Origin of the sequence: Paenibacillus sp. FSL R5-0378, from assembly GCF_038009285.1 — a bacterium.
GTDB classification, from domain to species: Bacteria; Bacillota; Bacilli; order Paenibacillales; family Paenibacillaceae; genus Paenibacillus_AQ; species Paenibacillus_AQ favisporus.
Window position 1 is genome coordinate 1,915,906 of the sequence record NZ_JBBPAY010000001.1, and the last position, 22,581, is coordinate 1,938,486.

General features: G+C 50.3%; 20 protein-coding genes. 15 read left to right on the plus strand and 5 right to left on the minus strand.

Going from position 1 to position 22,581, the window contains the following annotated elements:
- Window positions 1-4 precede the first annotated feature (4 nt).
- From MKY74_RS08855 to MKY74_RS08870, 4 genes are all read left to right on the plus strand, one after another.
- Entirely contained in the window at window positions 5-1,618 is a 1,614-nt protein-coding gene (locus tag MKY74_RS08855) for a cobyric acid synthase (protein WP_076173413.1), read from the plus strand.
- Between the two features lie 241 nt (window positions 1,619-1,859).
- A complete protein-coding gene (locus MKY74_RS08860) occupies window positions 1,860-3,254 on the plus strand; it encodes an L-cystine transporter (RefSeq protein ID WP_076173412.1) in 1,395 nt (464 codons plus the stop codon).
- 424 nt (window positions 3,255-3,678) lie between these two features.
- Entirely contained in the window at window positions 3,679-4,761 is a 1,083-nt protein-coding gene (locus MKY74_RS08865; RefSeq protein WP_076173411.1) for a hypothetical protein, read from the plus strand.
- A gap of 298 nt (window positions 4,762-5,059) precedes the next feature.
- Complete coding sequence (locus MKY74_RS08870) at window positions 5,060-5,743, plus strand: queuosine precursor transporter (protein WP_076173410.1); 684 nt, start codon at window positions 5,060-5,062, stop codon at window positions 5,741-5,743.
- 123 nt (window positions 5,744-5,866) lie between these two features.
- Here MKY74_RS08870 and MKY74_RS08875 read toward each other — a convergent pair whose 3' ends face one another.
- The gene (locus MKY74_RS08875) at window positions 5,867-6,958 is read right to left on the minus strand and encodes a M24 family metallopeptidase (protein WP_076173409.1); all 1,092 of its coding nucleotides are present in this window, start codon (window positions 6,956-6,958) and stop codon (window positions 5,867-5,869) included.
- A gap of 162 nt (window positions 6,959-7,120) precedes the next feature.
- Window positions 7,121-7,894, minus strand: coding sequence for an MBL fold metallo-hydrolase (locus MKY74_RS08880; protein ID WP_084204048.1), 774 nt, complete (start codon window positions 7,892-7,894; stop codon window positions 7,121-7,123).
- A gap of 323 nt (window positions 7,895-8,217) precedes the next feature.
- On the opposite strand from MKY74_RS08880, the gene MKY74_RS08885 reads away from it, so the two are divergent.
- Both MKY74_RS08885 and MKY74_RS08890 read left to right on the plus strand, forming a co-directional pair.
- A complete protein-coding gene (locus tag MKY74_RS08885; RefSeq protein ID WP_076173509.1) occupies window positions 8,218-9,063 on the plus strand; it encodes an SDR family oxidoreductase in 846 nt (281 codons plus the stop codon).
- Between the two features lie 98 nt (window positions 9,064-9,161).
- On the plus strand, window positions 9,162-9,668 hold the full coding sequence (locus tag MKY74_RS08890) for a GNAT family N-acetyltransferase (protein WP_076173408.1): 507 nt from the start codon (window positions 9,162-9,164) through the stop codon (window positions 9,666-9,668).
- Between the two features lie 120 nt (window positions 9,669-9,788).
- On the opposite strand, the gene MKY74_RS08895 is transcribed toward MKY74_RS08890, so the two are convergent.
- A complete protein-coding gene (locus MKY74_RS08895; protein ID WP_084204047.1) occupies window positions 9,789-10,172 on the minus strand; it encodes a winged helix-turn-helix transcriptional regulator in 384 nt (127 codons plus the stop codon).
- Window positions 10,173-10,322: 150 nt separating this feature from the next.
- Between MKY74_RS08895 and MKY74_RS08900 the strand changes: the two genes are divergently transcribed.
- From MKY74_RS08900 to MKY74_RS08910, 3 genes are all read left to right on the plus strand, one after another.
- The gene (locus MKY74_RS08900; RefSeq protein ID WP_076173407.1) at window positions 10,323-11,894 is read left to right on the plus strand and encodes a copper amine oxidase N-terminal domain-containing protein; all 1,572 of its coding nucleotides are present in this window, start codon (window positions 10,323-10,325) and stop codon (window positions 11,892-11,894) included.
- Window positions 11,895-12,285: 391 nt separating this feature from the next.
- A complete protein-coding gene (locus MKY74_RS08905; RefSeq protein ID WP_076173406.1) occupies window positions 12,286-12,939 on the plus strand; it encodes a lysozyme inhibitor LprI family protein in 654 nt (217 codons plus the stop codon).
- Between the two features lie 129 nt (window positions 12,940-13,068).
- A complete protein-coding gene (locus tag MKY74_RS08910) occupies window positions 13,069-13,611 on the plus strand; it encodes a DinB family protein (RefSeq protein WP_244169359.1) in 543 nt (180 codons plus the stop codon).
- A 141-nt stretch (window positions 13,612-13,752) separates the two neighbouring features.
- Here the strand turns inward: MKY74_RS08910 and MKY74_RS08915 are convergent, their stop codons facing one another.
- Together MKY74_RS08915 and MKY74_RS08920 are read right to left on the minus strand one after the other, a co-directional pair.
- Window positions 13,753-14,133 (minus strand): aspartyl protease family protein, encoded by a 381-nt coding sequence (locus tag MKY74_RS08915; protein ID WP_076173404.1) that lies wholly within the window; start codon window positions 14,131-14,133, stop codon window positions 13,753-13,755.
- Window positions 14,130-14,390 carry a hypothetical protein gene (locus MKY74_RS08920; RefSeq protein ID WP_076173403.1) on the minus strand — a complete coding sequence of 87 codons (261 nt, stop codon included), beginning with the start codon at window positions 14,388-14,390 and terminating at the stop codon, window positions 14,130-14,132. Before MKY74_RS08920 ends, MKY74_RS08915 begins: the two co-directional genes overlap by 4 nt.
- A gap of 651 nt (window positions 14,391-15,041) precedes the next feature.
- On the opposite strand from MKY74_RS08920, the gene MKY74_RS08925 reads away from it, so the two are divergent.
- From MKY74_RS08925 to MKY74_RS08950, 6 genes are all read left to right on the plus strand, one after another.
- The gene (locus MKY74_RS08925; RefSeq protein ID WP_244169358.1) at window positions 15,042-16,571 is read left to right on the plus strand and encodes a PucR family transcriptional regulator; all 1,530 of its coding nucleotides are present in this window, start codon (window positions 15,042-15,044) and stop codon (window positions 16,569-16,571) included.
- 135 nt (window positions 16,572-16,706) lie between these two features.
- A complete protein-coding gene (locus MKY74_RS08930) occupies window positions 16,707-17,972 on the plus strand; it encodes a cytosine permease (RefSeq protein WP_076173401.1) in 1,266 nt (421 codons plus the stop codon).
- Window positions 17,973-19,076, plus strand: coding sequence for a DUF917 domain-containing protein (locus MKY74_RS08935; protein WP_076173400.1), 1,104 nt, complete (start codon window positions 17,973-17,975; stop codon window positions 19,074-19,076).
- Entirely contained in the window at window positions 19,069-20,619 is a 1,551-nt protein-coding gene (locus MKY74_RS08940) for a hydantoinase/oxoprolinase family protein (protein WP_076173399.1), read from the plus strand. The genes MKY74_RS08935 and MKY74_RS08940 overlap by 8 nt, the downstream gene beginning before the upstream one ends.
- Window positions 20,620-21,223: 604 nt before the next feature.
- Window positions 21,224-21,688, plus strand: a complete 465-nt coding sequence (locus tag MKY74_RS08945; RefSeq protein WP_076173398.1) for a VOC family protein — start codon at window positions 21,224-21,226, stop codon at window positions 21,686-21,688.
- Window positions 21,689-21,833: 145 nt separating this feature from the next.
- Window positions 21,834-22,580 (plus strand): class I SAM-dependent methyltransferase, encoded by a 747-nt coding sequence (locus MKY74_RS08950; protein WP_084204046.1) that lies wholly within the window; start codon window positions 21,834-21,836, stop codon window positions 22,578-22,580.
- Window position 22,581 lies beyond the last annotated feature (1 nt).

Below are 22,581 nucleotides of genomic sequence, written 5' to 3' on the forward strand. Positions count from 1 at the left end.
CGCGATGGAATTAACCGATACAACACGGAAGGACGGCTCACCGGGAGCCGTGCTGATGCTGCAGGGAACGGCTTCGGACGTCGGCAAAAGCGTCGTGACCGCGGCGCTCTGCCGCATCTTCGTGCAGGACGGATACCGCACGGCACCGTTCAAGTCGCAAAATATGGCGCTGAATTCCTATGTGACCGCGGACGGCAAGGAAATCGGACGGGCGCAGGGGATGCAGGCCGAAGCTTGCGGGATCGAGGCGACCACCGATATGAACCCGATCCTGATCAAGCCGACGGGCGATATGCATTCGCAGATCGTCGTTCACGGGCGCCCGCTGGCACACATGAGCGCGACCGATTACCGCAGCCGCTTTCTGCCGGAAGCGAAGGACACGGTGCTGGAAGCCCTCGACAGGCTTCGCGGGCAGTACGACATCGTCGTGATGGAAGGTGCGGGCAGCCCGGCCGAGATTAATCTGAAGGACCGGGACATCGTCAATATGAACCTGGCCGGCTGGGCCGATGCGCCCGTGCTGCTCGTTGCGGACATCGACCGGGGCGGGGTGTTCGCGTTCCTGGTGGGTACCTTAGAACTGCTGGAGCCCCACGAACGGCAGCGGGTGAAAGGTTTTATCATCAACAAGTTCCGGGGGGACTTGTCCCTGCTGCAGCCGGGGCTGGACTGGCTGGAGGAGCGGACCGGCATTCCGGTGCTGGGCGTGCTTCCGTATATCCCGGACATCCGCATCGAGGCCGAGGATTCCGTCGTGCTGGATGAGCGGACCGCTAAAGGGCAGTCAAGCCCGGAAGCGGACATCGACATTGCCGTCATCCGCTATCCGCGCATTTCCAACTTCACCGACTTTGACCCGCTGCAGGAGGAAAGGGATGTCCGGGTCCGCTTTGTTACCAAGGCCGCCGATCTCGGTCATCCGGATGTGATCATCCTGCCGGGGACGAAGGATACGATCGGGGACCTTCAGTATCTCCGCAGCCAGGGCTTCGAACTGGCGATCGCCGCAGCCGTCGAATCGGGCGATGCGCAGCTGGCCGGCATCTGCGGAGGGTACCAGATGCTCGGCAAAATGCTGCATGATCCGTTCGCCGCCGATGGTGGCGTCGCCCGCGAGGAGGAAGGACTCGGCTATTTGCCGGTCGCAACGACGTTTGCCAAAGAGAAGCGTACGGTCCGGGTGACCGGCCGGGTTGCGGACCATTCCCCTCTGCTGCTGTCCGCGGAGAGCCGATGCCTGCTGGCCGCCGGCGAACCGATTTTCGTCGAAGGATACGAAATCCATATGGGGCAGAGCCGCAGCCTGAAAGGGGAGCAGATGGCCCCGGTGTTTAAGCTGGGGCCGGACGGAGAGCAGCCGGCCGCTGAAGGCTGGGGGACGCTGGACGGGCGGATCTGGGGCACCTATCTGCACGGGGTGTTTCATAACGACCGGCTTCGGCGTTTATGGCTTGACCGGATCCGGGAGAGCAAAGGGCTCCGCCCGGTGAAGGAGACTTTCTCCGCATCGGGGCTGAAGGAGCAGGAGTTTGACCGGGTTGCGTCGCTCGTCAGAGAGCATCTCGATCTGGAGCAGGTGTATCAAATCATGGGAATATCCGCCAAGACGGTATAGTTTTGAGCAGGATGCGGGTAATAAATAGAAGTCATTCCGAAGTACACTTTGGCGAATGGCTTCTTTTTTCTTTTTTTACAGCAAATTCTAACATGAAATTAACCCTACCCAAATAGTATGAATTATGCTACACTAAAGTCCAGTTTCACAGATTGCCCAAAAAAGCAAGCGACCTGCCCGCGGGCAAGCCGCAGGGACAGGCGTTAACATTATTGTTATAAGAGGGGAGAACGAAAGAGAGATGGACACACTTTGGACTGTGGTGAACGTCGTTGTGATGCTCATCCTGATCGGCCTGTTGATCTGGATGCAGAAGAAGCACGTATCGTTCACGAAACGCGTATTTACCGGCCTTGCGCTCGGTATTATTTTCGGATTTATCCTTCAATGGGCCTTCGGCACGCAATCGGAGGTCGTCAGCAAGTCTACCGACTGGTTCAGCCTTGTCGGCAGCGGTTATGTTGGCTTGTTACAAATGGTCGTCATCCCGCTGATCATGGTTTCGATCATTTCGGCGATCATGAACCTGAAGGGCAGACAGAACCTCGGCAAAATGAGCGGCTCGATCATCGCTGTTCTGCTCATCACCGTAGCGATTGCAGCTTCGGTAAGTATCGTAACCAGCTTGTCCTTTAACCTGAAGGCGATTGAGATCCAAGCGGGAGACCGCGAACAAGCGCAAGGTCAGAAGCTGGAAGAAAAAGTGGGAGACGTGAAGGATAAATCGATCCCACAGCAGGTGCTGGAATTCATTCCAACCAATCCGTTCGCGGATATGACCGGAGCACGCCGCTCCTCGACGCTGGCTGTCGTTATTTTCTCGGCCTTTATCGGAGTTGCCGTTCTCGGCATTGACCGTAAAAAACCGGAGCAGGCGGCTACCTTCCGCAAAATGGTCGAAGCGGTCTATGCGGTGGTCCTGCGAATCGTTACACTGGTGCTCAGGCTGACGCCATACGGCATCCTGGCCTTGATCACGAAGACGACCGCTACCACGAATATCGATGAGATTCTGAAGCTGGCCAAGTTTGTCGGCGCTTCGTATGTGGCCCTGATCGTCATGTTCATCATTCATCTGATTCTGATTACGCTGTTCGGGTTCAACCCGATCCAATACGTACGCAAAGTATTTCCGACGCTCGTCTTCGCATTCACTTCCCGTTCCAGTGCGGCAACCATCCCGCTGAACGTGGAAACCCAAACGAAGAAGCTTGGAGTATCGGAAGGGATTGCCAACCTGTCGGCAACCTTCGGTGCCACAATCGGCCAGAACGGCTGCGCCGGTATTTATCCGGCGATGCTGGCGGTAATGATCGCACCGACGGTCGGCATCGATCCGACAAGCTGGGATTTCATTATTAAACTGATTCTGATCGTAACCATCAGCTCCTTCGGGGTTGCCGGCGTCGGCGGTGGTGCCACCTTCGCATCCCTGATCGTGCTGTCCACGATGAACCTGCCGGTGGCGCTCGCCGGTCTCCTGATCTCGGTTGAACCGCTGATCGACATGGGACGCACGGCGCTGAACGTCAACGACTCGATCACGGCCGGTCTGATCTCGAGTAAAATTTTGAAAGAGAACGACCAGGATACGTTTAACAACAATCATGTTGAGCTTGACTCGGCGCATGCGTAAGCTTGCGGACGCGTCCGAAGAAACCAAAGCCTTGGCGGGCTTTGGTTTCTTTTTTTGATATGAGAAAGTATAGCTTGAGAGGATCGGCATTTTTAGATTGCAATAAAAATCTAGACCATTCGACGTTATTTTCTGCGACCAAAGGACTGGCTGACGAACCCAAGCGAACTGTCCTCAGGACGGGGAGGGGCCGCGGAGAAAGGATACGTGCCGCAGCAAGCCTTAACAGCGCTGAGATGTTTGAGAGCCCCGCACCATCGGGTAAAATAGATTCGTCACGAAACAATCCCAAGAAATGGGTCTTTGGCCGCAGTCCCTAAAAAAAGGAAAACACTTCGCCTTCGCGAACATGTTAACCATCCGAAATGACATCCCACGATCGCCACCTGGAAGGATACTCTTACAAATTCAGGAGGGAATGAGCATGAAAAAGACGAAATGGCTGCTGAACATCGGCCTGCTGGGCACGCTTCTGCTGTCCGGATCGGCTGCGGCTTTTGCGGATGACGCGGAGCTGGTACCGATTGAGACGCTAAAACCGGCGGTCCCCATGGTGAAACCGGTGCTGGCGGGAACGGGCGGATCCCTGATCCTGAGCGACTCCCCGGAATCCCCTAAAGTTGAAGGCGCTTACTACAGGGATGCGGTGACCGGATCATTCCGCGTATTTTGGCATCATCAAAATATGACCGGTGAGCCGCTGACCGTGGCCGTGGCTGTGACCAACACGTCCGCCGAGCCTGTCATGCTGTTCTCGGAGGGGATCGGGCTTGCGACGGATTATTATCCGGATGTCGCCGGTCAGATGGCCTTGGCTGATTTTATGAGCAATCGTGCGGCCCAGAAGAAGGAAGCAATCCTGCAGCCGGGAGAGAGCTATTATTTGACCGCCCTTGCGGAAAATACGCACACCGCCAGCGGCATCGCCAATTTTGCCGCGTATACGCAGCAAGGGCATGGGGACGCGACCGTCACGGTCACGACGCTGGGCTATAAAGAGCAGCCGGCCAACCCATTGGACGTACCGATTCTGCCGAAGGATGTGCACGTGCGCGGGACATTCCCTCATGCGGACCGTACCGGCACATTGGACTACAATACGTCGAGCGGCAATTCATTGATCCGCATTTCCTCAGCGGCGAGCGGTCCGTGGAGCGACAGCATGCCGGGTGAGTATGAGGAAGGCTGGAACGCGGTGGACGGCGGAACCGTCATCAACAACGGCAACTATGGGGTCATGTACAACCTCAGCGTGGCCATCAACAACGATTTGGACGTCAAACGGACCATTTCCGTGTACGATAACCCCTCCGGCGGCGCGGGCCACTATGTGATCGGCTGGGGCAGGGATCTGCTGCAATCGCCGTTCGTAAACTATCAGAACGCCTGGAAGTTTACCGAATTTACGGTGAACAAAAAGGGCAAAACAATCGCGGCCGAGCTGAGCCTGACCGGTGGAGCGGCCGGACCGCAGACGCTGTATTTTACCAATTCGGACGTGCAGTAAAGCGGTGTCTTGTGCCTTGTTCAGGACGATGAACGAGTGTGATCCATGTTATATGCGATATTGAAAAGACTGCCCATGCCGGCTGCGAACGCCGGAACGTGGGCAGTCTTTGTTTGCAGCTGTGTCTCCCGGTGGTTCCGGAGCCTGCCCAAGACATTTTCAGGTCCCAGAAAAAAACATGGCAACTTCGGTTTCCGTGTGATAGAGTAGTACATGTTTTGGGTTTGATAGAATAGACAAAGACCCCAAAACCGCGGTTCGCAACCATCCCGCGTAATCAAAACTAGGAGGAACACGAGTGTACAATTTGTTGTGGGGTATTTTGTTCGTACTTGTTAATTTTTCGCTGTACCTGCTGTGCTACCGTTTATTCGGCAAAAAGGGGCTGTACGCCTGGATCGGGGTCGCGACGGTGATCGCGAACATTCAGGTGACGAAGACGATCGATATTTTCGGCATCGTCCTGACGCTTGGCAACACGATGTATGTCAGTTTGTATATGACCAGTGACCTGCTGAACGAAAAATACGGCCGGAAGGAAGCGCAGAAGGCGGTGTGGTTCGGCTTTTTCACGCTGCTGATGACGACGCTGCTGATGCAGATGGCGCTGTTCTTTACGCCGGACGAGAGCGACCTCGCGCAGGAATCGCTGCAGAACATCTTCGGCCTGATGCCGCGCCTGGCGCTGGGAAGCTTGACGGCTTACTTCGTCAGCCAGTTCCTGGACGTGCGCCTGTATGCCTGGCTGCGGAAGCTGTTCGGCGAGCGGAACCAGTTCTGGATCCGCAACAACGGCAGCACGATGATCAGCTCGCTGGTGGACACGCTTATTTTCTGCACGATTGCTTTTGCCGGACGTTACGAGCTGTCGGTCTGGATTGAAATCTTCCTGACGACGTATCTGATCAAGTTCGTGCTGACCGCGGTGGGAACGCCGTTTCTATATATCGCCCGCGATTTCAAATTCAAGGACGAGGATTAAGCAGAGCAGACGGCCACTGTATGATTGCCGCTGTTCAATAGATAAGCTGAATGGTTGCAGCACAAAAAAACCGGAAGATCCATCTGTCGATGAGGTCTTCCGGTTTTGCCGTTTCATAGGGCATTAGCCGCCGATAACCGTTAATTCTTTCGGATACGAGGTCAGGACTTCAACGCCGTTGTCAGTGACGACGATATCGTCTTCGATCCGCACCCCGCCAAGTCCCGGCACATAAATGCCCGGCTCCACGGTGAAAACCATTCCCGGCTGTGCCAAGTCGGTATTGCCGCCGTGCACGGACGGATACTCGTGGACATCCATGCCGAGGCCGTGACCGAGACGGTGCATGAAGTACTGGCCGTAGCCTGCGTCCTCCGTTACTTGGCGGGCCGCTTGGTCGATAGAAGCCAGCGTCACGCCCGGCTTGATCGCCTGAATGCCCTGCAGGTTGGCTTCCAGCACGGTGTTGTAAATCTTCGTCAGCTCCGGCGAAATGTCGCCGACCGCAAACGTTCGGGTGATGTCGGAAGCGTAGCCGTTGGCGTAGACGCCCATGTCAAACATGAGCAGGTCGCCGGACTGGATCTTGGTCTGACCTGGCGTGCCGTGAGGGAGCGCCGTCTTCGGTCCGGTCAGCACCATCGTGTCGAACGAAGGACCGTCCGCACCGAGTTTCTTCATTAAATATTCAAGCTCGGCGACGATTTCGATCTCGGTCACACCCGGCTTCACGCGGGAGAGGCCCTGCCGCAGCACTTCTTCAATCAGGTCAATCGCATGCTTCATGCGCTGGATTTCCTCCGGTGTCTTGCTGACGCGCATCGCGCGCAGCAGCGGACCGATATCTTCGTATTGCCCGGCGCCAACCGACTGCTGCAGCTGTTCGTAGCGCGCCACGCTGATCTGTTCCTTTTCGATGCCGAGCGTGCCGATCGTGTTCTTGAACTGCTGCCGAAGCAGGTCGTACGGATTGTCCGTGTCGGCATGCGTGATGATGTTTTTTACCGAGGATGCGGCCTGGGCGGCCTCGGCATCGAGGGCGGGTACGATCAGGAGCGGCTGTTCGCCGCGAGTCAGCAGCAGGCCGAGAAACCGTTCATGCGGGTTGCTGGCAAAACCGGTCAGGTAATAAACATGCTTAGGGTCGGTGACGAGCAGGCTGTCGAGGCCGTGTTCGTTCATGGCCTTTTCCAAGGCGGTGATTCGGTTGCTCATGATTATTCATCCTTTCTTATGTAGAAGGGGCTGGTGGGCAGGCCGTGTACGTCAATGTTGTTGTCCGATTGCCCGATGGCTCGATGGCTCGTTGATCGAACTGCCCGATCCAGGCTCCCCGTGTCACTTCAATTCTATGGTTACGCGGTCCGAAAACTTCCGTTAAACGCGGTCATTTTTAACGCAATAACGCCGATAGACGTATAGGTTACCGGTGACTTTGAATGATCTCCCGGATACGTTCGTTCGGAGACTTGTCGTACAAGCCGCCGTGGTAGCAGAACACTCCATCCAGCGGAGATCGGCCAGCTTGCCCATGCTTTCGATGGCTTGTGCCATATTCGGCGTGAAACCGGGTACCGGTCCCTGCAGTTCACCCTCGCGAATGGTCAGCTCATCGGCTGCGAGCAGCAGCTTTTCTTTGGGAAGGTACAGACAAATATGCCCCGGTGTATGCCCTGGTGTATGGATTACTTGAATGCCGCCGTGCAGCTCCAGATGATCCCCGTCATGCAGCACCCGGCTGATGGAAATGGAGGAACGCTCGTCGAGAACGTTTTGAACCGCCTCCCGGGCCGCTTCGGGCATTTGGGCGAGACGCTCCGGCGTGACCTTGATCAGCGGCTCTTGTCCGGTGATGACGGGAATATCGTCTTCATGGGCCCAAATCTCGATGCCGGGATTGGCTTCAAGCAGGCGGGATACGTTGCCGATATGGTCGATGTCCTGGTGCGTGAGAATGACGCGTTTGATATCGTTCAGGGTGAGACCGGCTTCGGCGATTGCTTTCTGGACCTGGTCGAACTGGCCGACATTGCCGGTGTCGACGAGCGTGGCTCCGGTTTCATCCCACAGCAGGACCGGCTGGTAAGCAGGCTGCTCGGCCGTCGGCTGGGCAAACAGCTCAATGGATACGATCTGATGTCCGATTTGCATGATTTCCCGGATAAATCCGGTACACCTCCTATGTTTTTTAATGTGAAAGCATGGATTGCTTCTATTATAAACCTCTCATCTGCAAAAAGAAAAAGCAGTTCTTGAAAGTGCCTCGAGTCTTGGTACTGCAAAATGCTGTCCGTTATGGCCAGGTCCTGCAGGATGCCACTTTAGTATGAGCCTGCGGAAAAGCCGTATATCATGGCGCTGCCTATGCGGAAAGAAGAGGGGAGGAATTCAGCAGAACCATCTACGCTTTCCCTTGCCTGTGTGCTAGTATTTTAGAAAAAGCAGTACGCGTAAAGGGAGGGATCAGGGTGAGCATGGAGCAAAAAACGGTAGTCGTGACTGGCGCCAACTCCGGCATGGGACTGGCGACGACGGTCGAACTGGCGAAGCAGGGAGCGCACGTTATTATGGTGTGCCGGAGCGAGTCGCGCGGCCAAGCTGCGCTGCAGGAGGCTATCCGCCGGAGCGGCTCGCAGGCGATTGAGCTGATGCTGTGCGATTTAGGCGATCTGGCGAGTATCCGCCGCTTTGCGGAGGCGTTCAAGGCGCGTTATCCGGTGCTGGATGTGCTGGTCAACAATGCGGGGGTAGTCATGCTGAAAAGGCAGCTAACCCGCGACGGCTTCGAAATGGACATTGGCGTGAACCACCTGGGCCATTTTCTGCTGACCAACTTGCTGCTGGATCGGCTGACCGCGGCGGAGCAGGGAAGAATCGTGGTCGTTGCATCCGGAGCGTATAAGGCCGGCAGCATCCATTTTGACGATCCGTTTTTGTCTCGCAGCTTTAATCCGATCAAGGCGTACGCCCAGTCGAAGCTCGCGAACATTTTGTTCACAGTGGAGCTGGCCGAGCGGCTGAAAGACACCCGGGTCACCGTGAACTCCGTCCATCCCGGCGCTGTCGCGACGCAAATCGGGGTGAACCGCGATACGGGCTTTGGCAAGCGGGTGCTGGCCGCGCTGAAGCCCATGTTTTTGACGCCGGAGCAGGGGGCGGACACCGCCATTTACCTGGCAGCTTCGCCGGAGGTTGCGGGCGTGAGCGGGAAATATTTTTACCGGAAAAAGCAGCAGGCGCTGAAGTCCAAAGCAGCCGACCGGGAGAGTGCAAAACGCTTGTGGGCTTGGAGCGAGCAGATGGTGGGACTGGACGGGTGAGTGAAGCGTCAAAAGCTTCCTATAGCACAGATTCCCGGATTCTTTTACAATAGAAAATAACGATTCGTAGACAAGCGGTAGGAGGCTGAACAGGGCAAATGACGACGCAACAACATTACATCATTGAAGACGCCGCGCTGGAGGATTTGCAGGCGGTGGTCGATATTTACAACACGACGGTGGCGGGAAGAATGGTGACCGCGGATCTGGAGCCTGTGACGGTAGAGAGCCGGCTGGCCTGGTTCCATGAGCATAACAGCCATCACCGTCCGCTGTGGGTCATGCGTTCCGAAGGGAAGGTTGTGGCCTGGCTCAGCTTCCAGTCTTTTTATGGGCGGGCAGCCTACAACGCGACGGCGGAGATCAGCATTTATGTGGCGGAAGAGTGCCGCGGGGCGGGCGTCGGCCGGATTTTGCTGGAAAAGGCGCTGGCCGAAGCTCCACGCTTCGGACTGAACCGGCTGGTGGGCTTTGTATTCGGGCATAACGAACCGAGTCTGAAGCTGCTGCACCGCTATGGCTTTGAGGATTGGGGCGTGCTGCCGGGCGTGGCCGAGCTGGATGGCGTGGAACGGGATTTGGTCATCGTTGGGCGCAAAGTATAGTAAGCCCGGAGGCAATGACGGCTCATTTTCCATAATAAAGGCAGAAATATCGAAAAGGCGCTCTGCATGCAGCAGGCGCCTTTTGTTGTTGGTGAGGAGGGGTGGATCCAATCGTACGTATTAAAGGTCCTCGTCGCAGGCAGGCTTCGCTTCGCAGCACTTGGCAGCTTCGGCGGGCGTGGAGTCCGCATTATCAATCGTGACCCATTGCTCGGACCAGAGCTCGATTCCCCGGATGACCGGTTCGAGTGCCATGCCCTTCTCGGTCAGGGAATATTCGATTCGCACCGGCGTTTCCGGAAAAACCTCTCTCCGGACGACACCGTCCTGCTCTAAATCCTTAAGCCGCTCCGACAATAACCGGCCGCTGATCGGCAGGGAGGATTCAATGGTGCAAAAACGCTTCGGGCCGCTCAGCAGCTGATGGATGATCAGGCTGGTCCAGCGCCGGTTGATAATTTCCATCCCTTTTTCCAATTTGGGGCACAAAGGACTTGATTGCATGCTTCTTCACCTCGTTTATGATGTTCATTATATCGCAAATGGAGCGTTAAATATATACGGTTTGAAATGTTCTTTACATTCGGTGTTACCTGCTGGCATACTATATAAAATGGAATTTTTTCCATGCATACATAATGGGGAGGTAAACTGATGAAGAAGCGTTTCAAATGGGGATTGGCGCTTGGACTGGCCATCATGCTGATTGTGCTGGCAGGCTGTCAGGCCGTTGGCGGCCTGGACGTCAACAAAGCGGTGCTCAGTACCCTGGATGTCAAATCGTCCGAAGCGAAGTCCTCGATGTCGCTTGAACTGGTGCCTGCGGATAGCGGGCTGACGGCAGAAGATAAGCAGATGATCGACCTGATCAACTCGATCTCGCTCACGATTGACTCGGCTCGTACGCAGGATCCAAACACCGGATCAATTGAAGGCGCCGTGAAAGTTAACGGCAAGCAAATTCCGTTCCATCTGTCCGTAGATAAGGACAACCTGGCCTTGTCTCTTGAAGGCATGACTCAACCTGTCGTGATTCCGCTGAACGGCATGGAAGGCATGGAAGGGCTCACGATGACTGGACTTCAAATGTCCAACGAAAGCGCGTTGAAAATGGTGAAGGATGTCGGCGGCTTCCTGATCAAGCACGCGCCGAACCCGTCCTCGATCGCACTGTCCTCCGTGACTGACAAAGTGAACGGCGAATCGCTGTCGCTGCAGAAGCTGCACATCGACATTCGCGGTGATGAGCTGGCAGGCCTGGTTAAAGGCTTCCTGACCAGCGTATCCCAGGACAAAGAAGGATTGAAAGAAATGATCGCGGCCGTCTACGACGTCTACTATCCGATCTTTGAATCTACGTTTAGCCAGTCCGGTGAGGACATGGGAGATATGGCTGCAGCGTTCGGCACGCCGGAAAGCGTGCTGAAGGATAAAGACGCGGCGGTGACTTATTTTACCGATGAAGCGCTGAAGGCGCTGAACGAGTTCCTGCCTCAATACGACGACACCGTCAAAGAAATGATGGCTGAACCCGATATGTCGGTGATCCTTGGCAAGGATACCGTGCTGTCCCTGGACTTCTTCCTGGACAGCAAGCTGCAGATCCGCAAGCAGAACATGGACCTGACGATCCAAATTCCGCAGGGCGAAGGCGTGCCTGTGAAGCAGGTGAAAGTTCACTCGCAGTCGGAGACGTGGAACGTCAACCAGCCGGTGACCGTGAATAAGGTCGACACGTCCAAAGGCGTGTGGGAACCAAGCTTGATCGGCGTGACGCCAGGCGAAGTGATCCGTCATCTCGATGCGAAATCCGATCTGTACCGTCTCTTGACGGAAGACGCGAAGATTACGCAAAAGCAGATTTCGCTGACAACGCGCCAAAATGCTGAGGACGACGAAGACTACTGGTACTACCCGGAAGCTATTATCGTGAACAACACGACGATGGTGCCGATCAAATACGTTGCGGATCAGCTAGATGCCCAACTGAAATGGAACGGGGCCACGAAGCAGCTGACGATGGTGGATGACCTGAAAGGCACCCAGATCGTTATCAAGGAAGGCTCCAAGCAAGCGACGATCGACGGCAAAGCCGTTACCTTGACCCAGCCGGTGATCAACCGCGACAGCACACTGTACGTTCCGCTGCGTTTTGTGGCCGACGCTTTCGGCACGAAGGTGAACTGGGATAAGAACGAGCAGTTGGTGACGATTGATCGGGAGTAGATTTATATTAATGGGTTTGAAAGCTGGAGAGCTTGAAAAACTCGGATGAAGAATGCGGAACGTATAAGAAGAACTGAAGGCAGCCCTGAGGGGCTGCCTTTTTTTAGTGGGGATAAGATCTCCGGTACATTCAAGAATTATTAGGGCACGGAAGCTCTAAAACCACCGGAATCTACACCCATGTCAGTATCAAAGACGTCCGCCGTATACTGAGTCAGCTGGATCGATTATTGAATTGAATAATTTGGTAATTTCGCATACCATGGGAGATACAAATGTAATACGACTATCGCATACTCGGTGGGAAAGGAAAGAGTATGCGATAGTCGTAGAATGGGAGTTATGCACCATTACCGGTAAATATTAAAGATGATATTTAAGGAGATCATTTATGAAAGGTAAGATACTCTTATTATTTTTTATAACGATAGTGTTATCAGCTTGTCAAAGTAATAGTCAGTCGACTACTTTAAACAACGAAACTAAATCAATAATGAATTCTGAACTGCCTCCTGATGTAGTGAGTACAGGTAATGGAGCAGAATCGGAAGGAATAACTGAAGGTCGATCAGATCCTTCTAACAATGAAGTGTTTTCCATGAGCATTGGGAACTATGATTTGAAAGGAGAATTTTATGATGAAATGCTTCGAAATCCTATAGATCATGATTATGAAGTTGAATTAAATGAATTAGTAAATTCCAAAGAGGATATCACAACATTGCGATGGGGTGCGTTGGAAGGCAAATATACAGAGATTTGGGATAAAGAGTTGAATCAAATATATAAAAAGCTTCTTTCGAAGTTGGATCGAGAACCAAGAGAAGCACTCATTGAATCGCAGAAAGAATGGTTACAGTATCATTTAAAGGAAACAACATTTGTAGAGAAGACATTTATTAATCATGGTTACCTTGGATCACAAGGATCGGTAAGCCTAGCCACGGTTATAAAGGAGAGAATAAGGGAAAGAACAATGCAATTATATGAATATCGATATTTGCTAGATGGTGAAGCTGAGTTTTTATACCAAAGTAAAAAATAGAGTTGGAATCTTGATCAATGGTTTTTAGGTGATGCTTCGAAGGTAGTAACGGAGCATAACACTGTATTCACGCTGCAGACAACAAACGACCCGGCTTAAGATAAGAGCTATCTAAGGCTGGGTCGTTTCGTGAATACCCAAACGTTACCCGAAATAAATGAAAGATTAATAGAAAAGTGGGGTAGAAGGATGAGTTATAGATCTATTCTCATAGACCAGTTAAACGCCTGTTATAACGATAAGAGTTGGTTCATTCCACTCCATGAAATTTTAAAAGATTTAAATGCTACACAAGCTGCATGGGAGAATGAAAGTAAACAATCCATTTGGTCGATCGTGAATCATCTCATATTTTGGAATGAGAAGTGGCTTGAGAGATATAACGTTGAACAATTTGAATTAGAGAGTTCAATAAACAATGATGATACTTTTTATGTGAATCCACATACAATAAATGATTTTGAGTGGAAGAAGACCTTACAGAGACTTGAAACAGTCTTTGAAAGTTGGAATAGGGCACTTGAGGAAAGCGAAGATCTTAAACTTATAAAAGAAATCCCCTCCTATTGCAATGCTCCTTGGTGGGGAGTAGTATCAAATTTATGTATTCATAATGCATATCATATTGGTCAGATCATGCTGCTCAAAAAACAATTGATAAGTGTAGGTTAGGTAATATTTCAGAGGAGTCAGATGCAGACTCAGCAGCTGACATCCCTGCGGACCTAACCGCATTGCGGCCGGCAACTGATACTGCCTTAAGGTACTCGGGTTCATAGATACAACAACGTTATACGCAAGTTCGTTAAACCTTTATGAAATAACTAATTTCTCAAAATCGATTTTCAACCCATATTTATAAAGAAAGTCGACACCCAATATTGCATCGAAACCATATGGTTCTTTGGTAAGTCCTAGTTGGATAGTAAATTCTTTGAGCAGGATGCTATCAATAAAGAGATCAGAGACCATCTGCTGATAACACAACTCGCTTGAGCCACCAACTCCAAACATCCGAACCGATTTTCCATTGATAAAGTCTATATCTAAGCCGATAGGTTCAACAAGATCAGTATCAAAGATAGTTGTGGAGCATCCGGTATCGAGTAGGACATTATCGAGAAGAGTTGATTTATTCTTGTAAGATAGAGGGAGAGAAACAATAGGCAGACCATTTACAAGATGGATTTTCATCGTAGACCTCTGATTCCGGTAAAGGGCTGTTCAATGACTTCAATATACTCATTTCCGGTGTAGAATATATAGAGTTCCCTAGTAGGCTCTGACAAATGAAGTTTTTTATATGAAGCCCATGCATCCTTAGGGTCGTCATATTCAGAAACAACCGACATTTCTTCAATAGTTCTTTGGTGATTGTTAGAATGAGTGGCAAGAGCTTCAACTAGTACCCATCGATTAGGGTAGATATCACGAACATTACTCCACTTCATACAAGAACACCCCCGAAAGACTTATAGATTAATTGTACAACCCTATTTACAAACAAGCAATGATAGTGAGTTCAAGGAAGAACGAACCAGGGCATAACACTGCTATCCTGCTGAGTCGCGTTCGACCCTTGGTCTGCCCGAGATTTTAAAAGAAGATAATCAGGCAGATAGCCCTGCGAAGCTAATCTTGCGAACCTAGGGCGCAGCCCGCAGCGTTGATACAATAAACGTTATATAAATTCGACTAAGAATATATATGGAAACTTAGTTTAATGAAGGTTAATGATTCTGACAACACACGATCCCGCCTAAAATAAGTGCAATCTAAGGCCGGGTCGCTTCGTGAATGCGGTTGTTTAATAAGAAGTCCTCAACAGGGGATGATATTTGTACGAACCGATTTTTGATGCAGTATCTTAATGGACCAAGCCGAATATGCAATAAATTTCATAGTTGGCAAAGGAACTTACTTGGTTGCTTATCATAACGAGGGTTATACTAATATTATCTATATCAGATGTAGAGAAGTATATGATCAAGCTATCGCACAGATTGAAGTATAGGAGCAGCTTGAATCGACAAAAAAGTGGTGGTTGAATTGGGGTAACCGTTAAAGATTTACTGCAGCTGCCTTCATTTAGAGGAGCTCAGGTGGTCACTGGAACAAGCAGGCTTCATCAGACCGTTTCCTCTTTATCTGTTTTAGAGGTGGCGGATGTCAATTTCTTCTCGCAAATTATTCAAACCGTTCAAGAAGAGTGGTATGCTGAAGAGTTGGTCATCAGCTCTTTTTATTCCATAAAAGACAGCGTAGAGCAGCAGTGCAAAACCGTTCAGTACCTGCATGACCTGGGTGAAGTGGGGCTGATTCTGTACTATGTTGGCATTGTAATGCCAGATATTGCCGATGAAGTGCTCAAGCTGGCTGAATCTTTGAATTTTATTATCATTTGCATGCCGAGAAACGATTACTCTCTTCGATATAATGAAGTCATTTATGAAGTCATGGAGGCGATCGTCAGCAATCAGAATGTGAATGAGCATTTCGTGAATGAATCACTGGAAAAGGTATCGCTGCTGCCGGAACATTTGCGGAGCGTGGAAATTACCCTTAAACTGCTGTCGGACCGGATGAAAGCGAACATCGTTCTGACAAACAGCAACCTGGATATCATCAATCGTGTCATGTGGCCGCGCAATTCATCGCTCCCTGTTGCGAATCTGATCCGGTCCATGGCGCCTTCCATTTTGAACGGCAGAACGGGAGAAGGGGAGCTGGATTCGTCCTGCTTTGTTGAATATAAACGTGTTCAGCAAAAAAACGGCGAGTCCCTTTACCTGTTTATCATTAAAGAAAATACGAAGCTGCCTCCGAAGACGATGGATCAAATCAGCGAGGTGGTGCAGGTGGCCATCAATTTGTGGGGAGATAAGCATAACGAGGTCAGCGAATACGCTCTGGTTAAAGCCATCGTAAATGATGAAAGCGAAAAAATGCGCAGATTGGCCAGTTTACTGTATATCGACGTTTCCGCCATCCAAATGATGTGGCTCGTGTACATTCAGGATTTGTCGGAGGAAAGAAAGATAAGGGAAGACTTAAAAGCGCATCTCTCGCAATATTATAAAACCGCGGTCATTCAAATGATCGATCACTGCATTGTCGTTTTGCTAGGGAATTGTTCCTATAAATACAATGAGTTTGAAATCGCAGCGGAATATATCGAAACCACGAGTCTCATCGATGAAATATCGAGCATCGTATATTCTCCGAGGATGCGGAACACGCAGGACGTACGCCGAATGTACCAGCTCGTCAACGAAGCCTCTAAAGAGGTTCACCGCATCTACCATCACCGCAAACTATACACCGCGGCTGAAGTCCGTTCCATGAAACGGGCGATCGACCTCAGCAAACAAGGGGAAGAAATCACGGAAGAATGCTTGTCTGTCCTGGAGCCGTTGTTGGATGACCTTGATGCATTGACAACCCTGATGACGTTTCTTCTGGATGCGAAGGGAAATATGGATGACTGCAGCAAGCTGTTGTTCGTCCACAAAAATACGGTGAAATATCGCATTAAAAAAATTTGCGAGCTCATCGGATATGATGTGACCATCAATTCGGAATCGTACGATGTTTATACCGCCTGCATGGTCTACCGTCTCATCCATAACTAAAAAGTTCCGATGTTTTGTCCAATCAGACAAAAACATCGGATTTTTTTTTGTTTTCTGAAAAAGACGCTGCCCGGCTTCATCTTTTACAATAAGAAAAAACAATTCGAACGTACAAGGTTGAGGAGGGGAGATCATATGAAAGCCGTTAAAGAGCATCAATCCTGGTTCAGTCTCGGGATCATCTGGGCCGGCGCGGTCATCAGCATCCCCAGTTTATTGGTGGGAAACACGCTGGTGGCAGGCATGGGATTGTCGAAAGCGCTGCTCGTCACGTTGGTGGGTTACTCCATCATTGTATTGCTCATGATTTTGCAGGGGATTCAAAGCACGGATTTAGGAAGGCCGACGGTTCAGGTTGCAGGGCAGGTGTTCGGCAAACAAGGATCCCGGACAATTCTTTCGATCATCCTCGCCATTGCGTGCCTCGGATGGTTCGGAATTCAGGCGAATGTGTGCGGTGCGGCCTTGGCCAATTTGTTAGCCGTAGGTGGAATGAGTGTCCCGGTTCCGCTGGCTTCTCTCATCTGCGGTCTTGTGATGGTGGTCTCGGCGATCTATGGCGTTAAAGTGCTGCGCGTCATCAGCTATATTGCCGTTCCTTTATTGATTGGGATCAGCGTATTTGGTCTTATCAAAGCATTGACCGGTGAATCCCTGCAGATCATTCAGAATTTTAAGCCACATGGAGCTATGAGCTTTACGGACGGACTGGCGGTAACCCTGGGTTCGTTTGCCTTGGGAGCGGTTATCGCGGGAGATTACTCCCAATTTTCGAGAAAACGGTCCGATGTCCTGAAAGCCGCCCTTTTCGGAATTATCCCAGCAGGCTTGTTGATGATCGGTGCAGGAGCGGTCCTGACGATTGCTTACCAGGCCAGCGATATTACAGCAACCTTTTTGAGCATCACGACTCCGTTTATTGGCGGTATGGTTTTGATCCTCGCTACCTGGAAAACGAACCTCGTGAATGCCATTTCAGGCGGTTTTGCCTTAATAAACGTGTTCAACGTATCAAAGGAAAAAGAAAAATGGGCCGTCGGCATCGCCGGAACGATCGGGACGGTACTGGCTGTCGTCGGCATACTCAACTATTTTACGCCGATTATGTCCATCCTGTCGGCCATGATTCCGCCGGTGGCAGGCGTGATGATCGCATCTTACTGGGTGCTTGGCAAAGGGGATAAGAGCCGCTGGCATGAGGTCGAAGGCGTGAATATACTGGGCGTCATTTCCTGGCTAGTGGGCGCGGTCATCGCTTGTACCCCTGTTGTGTTATCCCTGTTCCCAAGCCTGCCGCAGGTACCGAATCAGCCGTTGATCGGGATTGTCATTTCTTTTGTCATCTATTATGTAGTCTATCGTTTATCGACTCGGAAAACAGTCATATTGGAGGAAACGTAAATGAGATATTTAGATCAAGCAGCTGTTGAAAACATCGCCGTCGGCGCAGCATTCTTAGGAACCGGCGGAGGGGGAGACCCTTACATCGGAAAATTGATGGCTCTCTCGGCCATTGAGAAGTTTGGACCAGTAAAACTGTTCTCCGTCGATGAGATTCAGGATGAGGACTTTTTTATCCCGGCCGCGATGATGGGGGCGCCTTCCGTATTAGTGGAGAAATTCCCTAAAGGGGACGAGTTTGTTAAGGTTTTTCAAAAATTAGCGAATTACTTGGGAAAAGAACGGATCGCCGGCACGTTTCCGATGGAAGCGGGAGGCGTTAATTCCATGATCCCCATCGTCGTTGCGGCGCAGCTGGGATTGCCTCTGATCGACTGTGATGGTATGGGACGGGCATTCCCGGAGCTGCAAATGGTCACGTTTAACCTGGATGGCATTCCGGCGACACCGATGGCGATTACGGATGAAAAAGGGAACATCGGCATCTTTGAGACCATTGATAATAAATGGACAGAACGGCTCGCCAGAGTGGCCACGGTCGAAATGGGGGCCAGTGCTTTAGTCAGCCTATACCCGGCAACGGGTGCGCAAATCAAGCAGAGCGGCGTTCATCATATCGTGACCCTGTCCGAACAGATCGGAGCCATCATTACATCGAAGAATCGGGACGCGGGCGACAAGCTTCAAGAACTGCTGAACCTGGTGTCCGGCTATGAACTTTTCCAAGGCAAAATTGTGGATGTCATCCGGGAAACCAAGGGAGGATTTAACCTCGGCCAGATGCATCTTGAAGGAATCGAGGCGTTTAAAGGCGGCGAGATGAAGGTTCATTTTCAAAATGAAAACCTGATTGCTGAAAAGAATGGTCAAGTGGTAGCGATGACCCCTGATTTGATCTGTCTGGTTGATTACGAAACCTTGTCGCCGGTAACTACGGAGAGCCTGAAATACGGTAAACGCGTACGGGTGGTTGGACTGCCCGCTCATGAAAAGTGGAGAACGGAAAAGGGAGTTCAGACGGTAGGACCAAGATACTTCGGATATGATTACGATTATGTTGCGATTGAGGAACTGGTGAAAAAGGCGGTGGCTGAGAATGTATAGAATTGGGATTGATGTAGGCGGCACCAACACAGATGCCATCATATTGGATGAGAATCATCATTTGATTCATGCGGTTAAATCCCCAACAAGTTTAGATATTAAAACAGGAATTGAAACCTCGCTCCGGAATTTGCTGCAGGAATCGAATATTGATAAAACCCAAATCACGCATGCCATGCTAGGCACGACGCAGTGTACTAATGCCATTGTTGAGCGTAAAAAGCTGGCGCAAGTCGGCGTCATTCGTCTGGGTTATCCGGCAACGGCTTCCGTTGCTCCGTACACGTCCTGGCCTGAGGATATGGTTCAGAAGCTGTCGGGTAAATATGCTCTCGTTCATGGCGGATATGAATATGACGGCCAAGTGCTTGGAGAAGTCGATGAAGCTGAAATTACAGCTCTTTTAGAGGAATGGGGGAGCAGCGTCGAGTCCATCGCAGTCATTGGTGTATTTTCATCCATTAAAAATGATCAGGAGCTCCAGATTCGCGATCTCATCCATCAAGTATACGGACCTGAATTCCCTGTTTCCTGTTCTTCATTGATTGGTTCTGTCGGCTTAATTGAACGGGAAAATGCGACCATACTGAACGCAGCCTTATGCAAGGTGATTGAAACGACGACCCAAGGTTTTGTGCAGGCGTTAGAAGAAGAGGGCATCACAGACGCAGCGGTGTTTTTATGCCAGAATGACGGTACCCTGATGTCGATAGATTACGCAAAGCAATTTCCGATCCTAACCATTGCATGCGGGCCGACGAACAGCATACGCGGTGCCTCTTATTTGGCGAAGATCAAAGATACGATGGTTCTCGATGTGGGAGGGACGACATCGGACATCGGGGTGTTGCAGGACGGCTTCCCGAGAGAATCCTCGGTTGCGGTCGAGGTTGGCGATATCCGCACGAATTTCCGCATGCCGGATATTATCTCCGTCGGGTTGGGCGGCGGAAGCATTGTGCGTTCGGAGAACGGCAAAATTACAGTTGGCCCTGACAGCGTAGGATACAAGATTGGACAGGAAGCGCTGGTTTTTGGCGGGCATACGCTGACGACAACCGACATTGCCGTTCGGCTGGGCCTCGCGGATGTCGGGGATAAGAGCTTGGTAGCGCATCTGGATGAAGACTTTGCAAAAAATGTGCAAGCTGAAATTGCAGCCATTATTGAGCAGGCCATTGATAAAATGAAGACATCCTCGGGAGACGTTGAGCTTGTTTTGGTAGGCGGCGGCAGTGTCGTTATCCCGGACACGATTCGCGGGGTATCCCATATGATTAAGCCTGAGAACGGGGGCGTAGCCAACGCCATTGGCGCGTGTATCGCTCAAATCAGCGGACAATATGAACAAATTTATATTTATTCTACAGAGCCCCGTGAGGATTCATTAAGAGATGCGCAAGAAAAAGCCGTGAAGCAGGCGGTGCTGGCTGGCGCTGATCCGGCAACGGTTGAGCTTGTGGAAGTGGAAGAAACCCCGCTGGCTTATCATCCGGGCAATGCGACGAGACTGAGAGTGAAAGTCGTAGGAAACATGAAGTAGATGAGAGGCTTCACACGAGTTCATACGACTTGTGTGAGGCTCTTTTTTTGTTAAGAGATCAGAAAGTATAAGTTCCAGAGCTTTTGCTTCCTGATCTCGCAAGAAAAACTTTCGCTAAACGCGGTCTGTCTTCTTTGAAGGTATGTCGATAGACGTTTTTGTTAAGAGATCAGAAAGTATAAGTTTCAGAGCTTCTGCTTCCTGATCTCGCAAGAAAAACTTCCACTAAACGCGGTCTGTCTTCTTTGAAGGTACGTCGATAGACGTTTTTCTTATCCATAAGGTGCAACGAGATGAGCAAAAAAGAGATCTCACGCATTCTATAAGAACCTTGAGCGTAAATATGATAAAAGGTAAAATATAACTAATCGAATCTTAGGTGGGCAGGGTCTTCATTCTTGCTCTATTAACAAACATCAATAAACAACTAGAGAAAGTAAAAACCCACCCAAAGGTTGATGCCGAAGGTGGGTTTTCTTCCTGTACGACTTAGAATGGAATAAACCATCCAAGCCAATTGTACTGGCCAAGTGTTCGCAGCACTTGGTCTTTATTACATATATATCAAAGTTGATTAACCGATGATGAGAGGGAGGAATTGAATATGAACGCAAATGAGGGAAACGAAGTAGAAGAAAGCCTGGAAGACATTACGGGTATCACTTGTATTTACGTGCCAGTAAATGATGTTTACGAGTCTATTCAATGGTACCAAAAGAATTTAGGGTACCAGCCCGCAAACAACGACCTTGTTGAGCCCGGAATGAAGATGGCTGTATTGAATCTTCCCGATCGTAATGGAAACCTGCCTTCCCCTGGTTTAAGGCAAGTCGTACCTGCATTGTTCCTTCACCAATCGGACGAAGAAGGCGGTCGATTACGTTTTTCATGGTCATTGGACAACGGCAAACCCCATGCAATGGCATGCTTTATTACTCCGAGAATTCAAGAACTCTCTAAACGATTCAAGGAAAACGGAGTGAACATTTTAGGTGAACGAGTGACAAGCGGACCGAACATAACGTTCGCAGATCCTGACGGTAACATATGGGAAGTGTGGCAGCCCTAATTGGAGAACGAGTATAAGAGAGCTGCTCCGCGAATGACAGCAAATTTTTCGTTGAAGAAGGAGATCTCGTATAACAGCATCATTGCGCTGTGGGCATTCGCCCTTCGGTTTGGCCGAGGGTATCGATGAAGAGGAGGTCAATAGGTTGAATAAGCATCATGTTCATGAAACAAACAGCTTCTATTGGGATACGAAAGGAAATGACTTCTTAAGAGCCATCGTGCTTCCTTATTATGGAGCCTTTGTTTCAGAAGAAAAATGCCAACTTTTTGGCGATGTTTCCGGAAAAAAGATGTTAGAGATTGGTTGTGGAAACGGTCAATCCTTGCAATATCACGGGGATCGCAATGCATCTGAGCTATGGGGGATCGATATATCAGAAAAACAAATTGAAAAGGCAAAGCAGCATTTGACGGCGTGCGGCCTGTCAGCAAAATTGATCTGTTCTCCCATGGAAGAAGAGTGTGGCATACCCGCAGATTATTTTGACGTTGTTTATTCAATTTACGCCATAGGCTGGACAACCGACCTTGAAGGCACTTTTTGCCGGATCGCTTCTTATTTAAAAAAAGACGGCATATTTATTTTCAGCTGGTCTCATCCTATACACCGATGTGTTGTTCAAGAAAATAATAGATTTGCTATTAACAAGCCTTATTTCGATGAATCCTGGTATTCGGTATCTCCAGATTTTTGTCAAGGCGAACTAACCTTATCTGATCGTAAACTATCAACCTACATCAATGCTTTAGCGAAAGCAGGGTTTGTTATTGAACAAATGATTGAAGAAACTGACAATGAAATCATACAATTGCACGATGCAAATGATGATTTGGTAAAAAGAGCGAAGATGTTTCCGGTCACCTTCGTGATCAAAGCAAGAAAACTTTAAA

Bases quoted from the DNA above. Each gene is read 5' to 3' on its own strand.
- MKY74_RS08890 (WP_076173408.1), top strand. From the start codon at position 9,162: ATGACGACGCAACAACATTACATCATTGAAGACGCCGCGCTGGAGGAT.
- MKY74_RS08885 (WP_076173509.1), top strand. From the start codon at position 8,218: ATGGAGCAAAAAACGGTAGTCGTGACTGGCGCCAACTCCGGCATGGGA.
- MKY74_RS08855 (WP_076173413.1), top strand. From the start codon at position 5: ATGGAATTAACCGATACAACACGGAAGGACGGCTCACCGGGAGCCGTG.
- MKY74_RS08945 (WP_076173398.1), top strand. From the start codon at position 21,224: ATGAACGCAAATGAGGGAAACGAAGTAGAAGAAAGCCTGGAAGACATT.
- MKY74_RS08900 (WP_076173407.1), top strand. From the start codon at position 10,323: ATGAAGAAGCGTTTCAAATGGGGATTGGCGCTTGGACTGGCCATCATG.
- MKY74_RS08935 (WP_076173400.1), top strand. From the start codon at position 17,973: ATGAGATATTTAGATCAAGCAGCTGTTGAAAACATCGCCGTCGGCGCA.
- MKY74_RS08865 (WP_076173411.1), top strand. From the start codon at position 3,679: ATGAAAAAGACGAAATGGCTGCTGAACATCGGCCTGCTGGGCACGCTT.
- MKY74_RS08880 (WP_084204048.1), bottom strand. From the start codon at position 7,894: ATGCAAATCGGACATCAGATCGTATCCATTGAGCTGTTTGCCCAGCCG.
- MKY74_RS08930 (WP_076173401.1), top strand. From the start codon at position 16,707: ATGAAAGCCGTTAAAGAGCATCAATCCTGGTTCAGTCTCGGGATCATC.
- MKY74_RS08875 (WP_076173409.1), bottom strand. From the start codon at position 6,958: ATGAGCAACCGAATCACCGCCTTGGAAAAGGCCATGAACGAACACGGC.
- MKY74_RS08905 (WP_076173406.1), top strand. From the start codon at position 12,286: ATGAAAGGTAAGATACTCTTATTATTTTTTATAACGATAGTGTTATCA.
- MKY74_RS08940 (WP_076173399.1), top strand. From the start codon at position 19,069: ATGTATAGAATTGGGATTGATGTAGGCGGCACCAACACAGATGCCATC.
- MKY74_RS08920 (WP_076173403.1), bottom strand. From the start codon at position 14,390: ATGAAGTGGAGTAATGTTCGTGATATCTACCCTAATCGATGGGTACTA.
- MKY74_RS08895 (WP_084204047.1), bottom strand. From the start codon at position 10,172: ATGCAATCAAGTCCTTTGTGCCCCAAATTGGAAAAAGGGATGGAAATT.
- MKY74_RS08915 (WP_076173404.1), bottom strand. From the start codon at position 14,133: ATGAAAATCCATCTTGTAAATGGTCTGCCTATTGTTTCTCTCCCTCTA.
- MKY74_RS08860 (WP_076173412.1), top strand. From the start codon at position 1,860: ATGGACACACTTTGGACTGTGGTGAACGTCGTTGTGATGCTCATCCTG.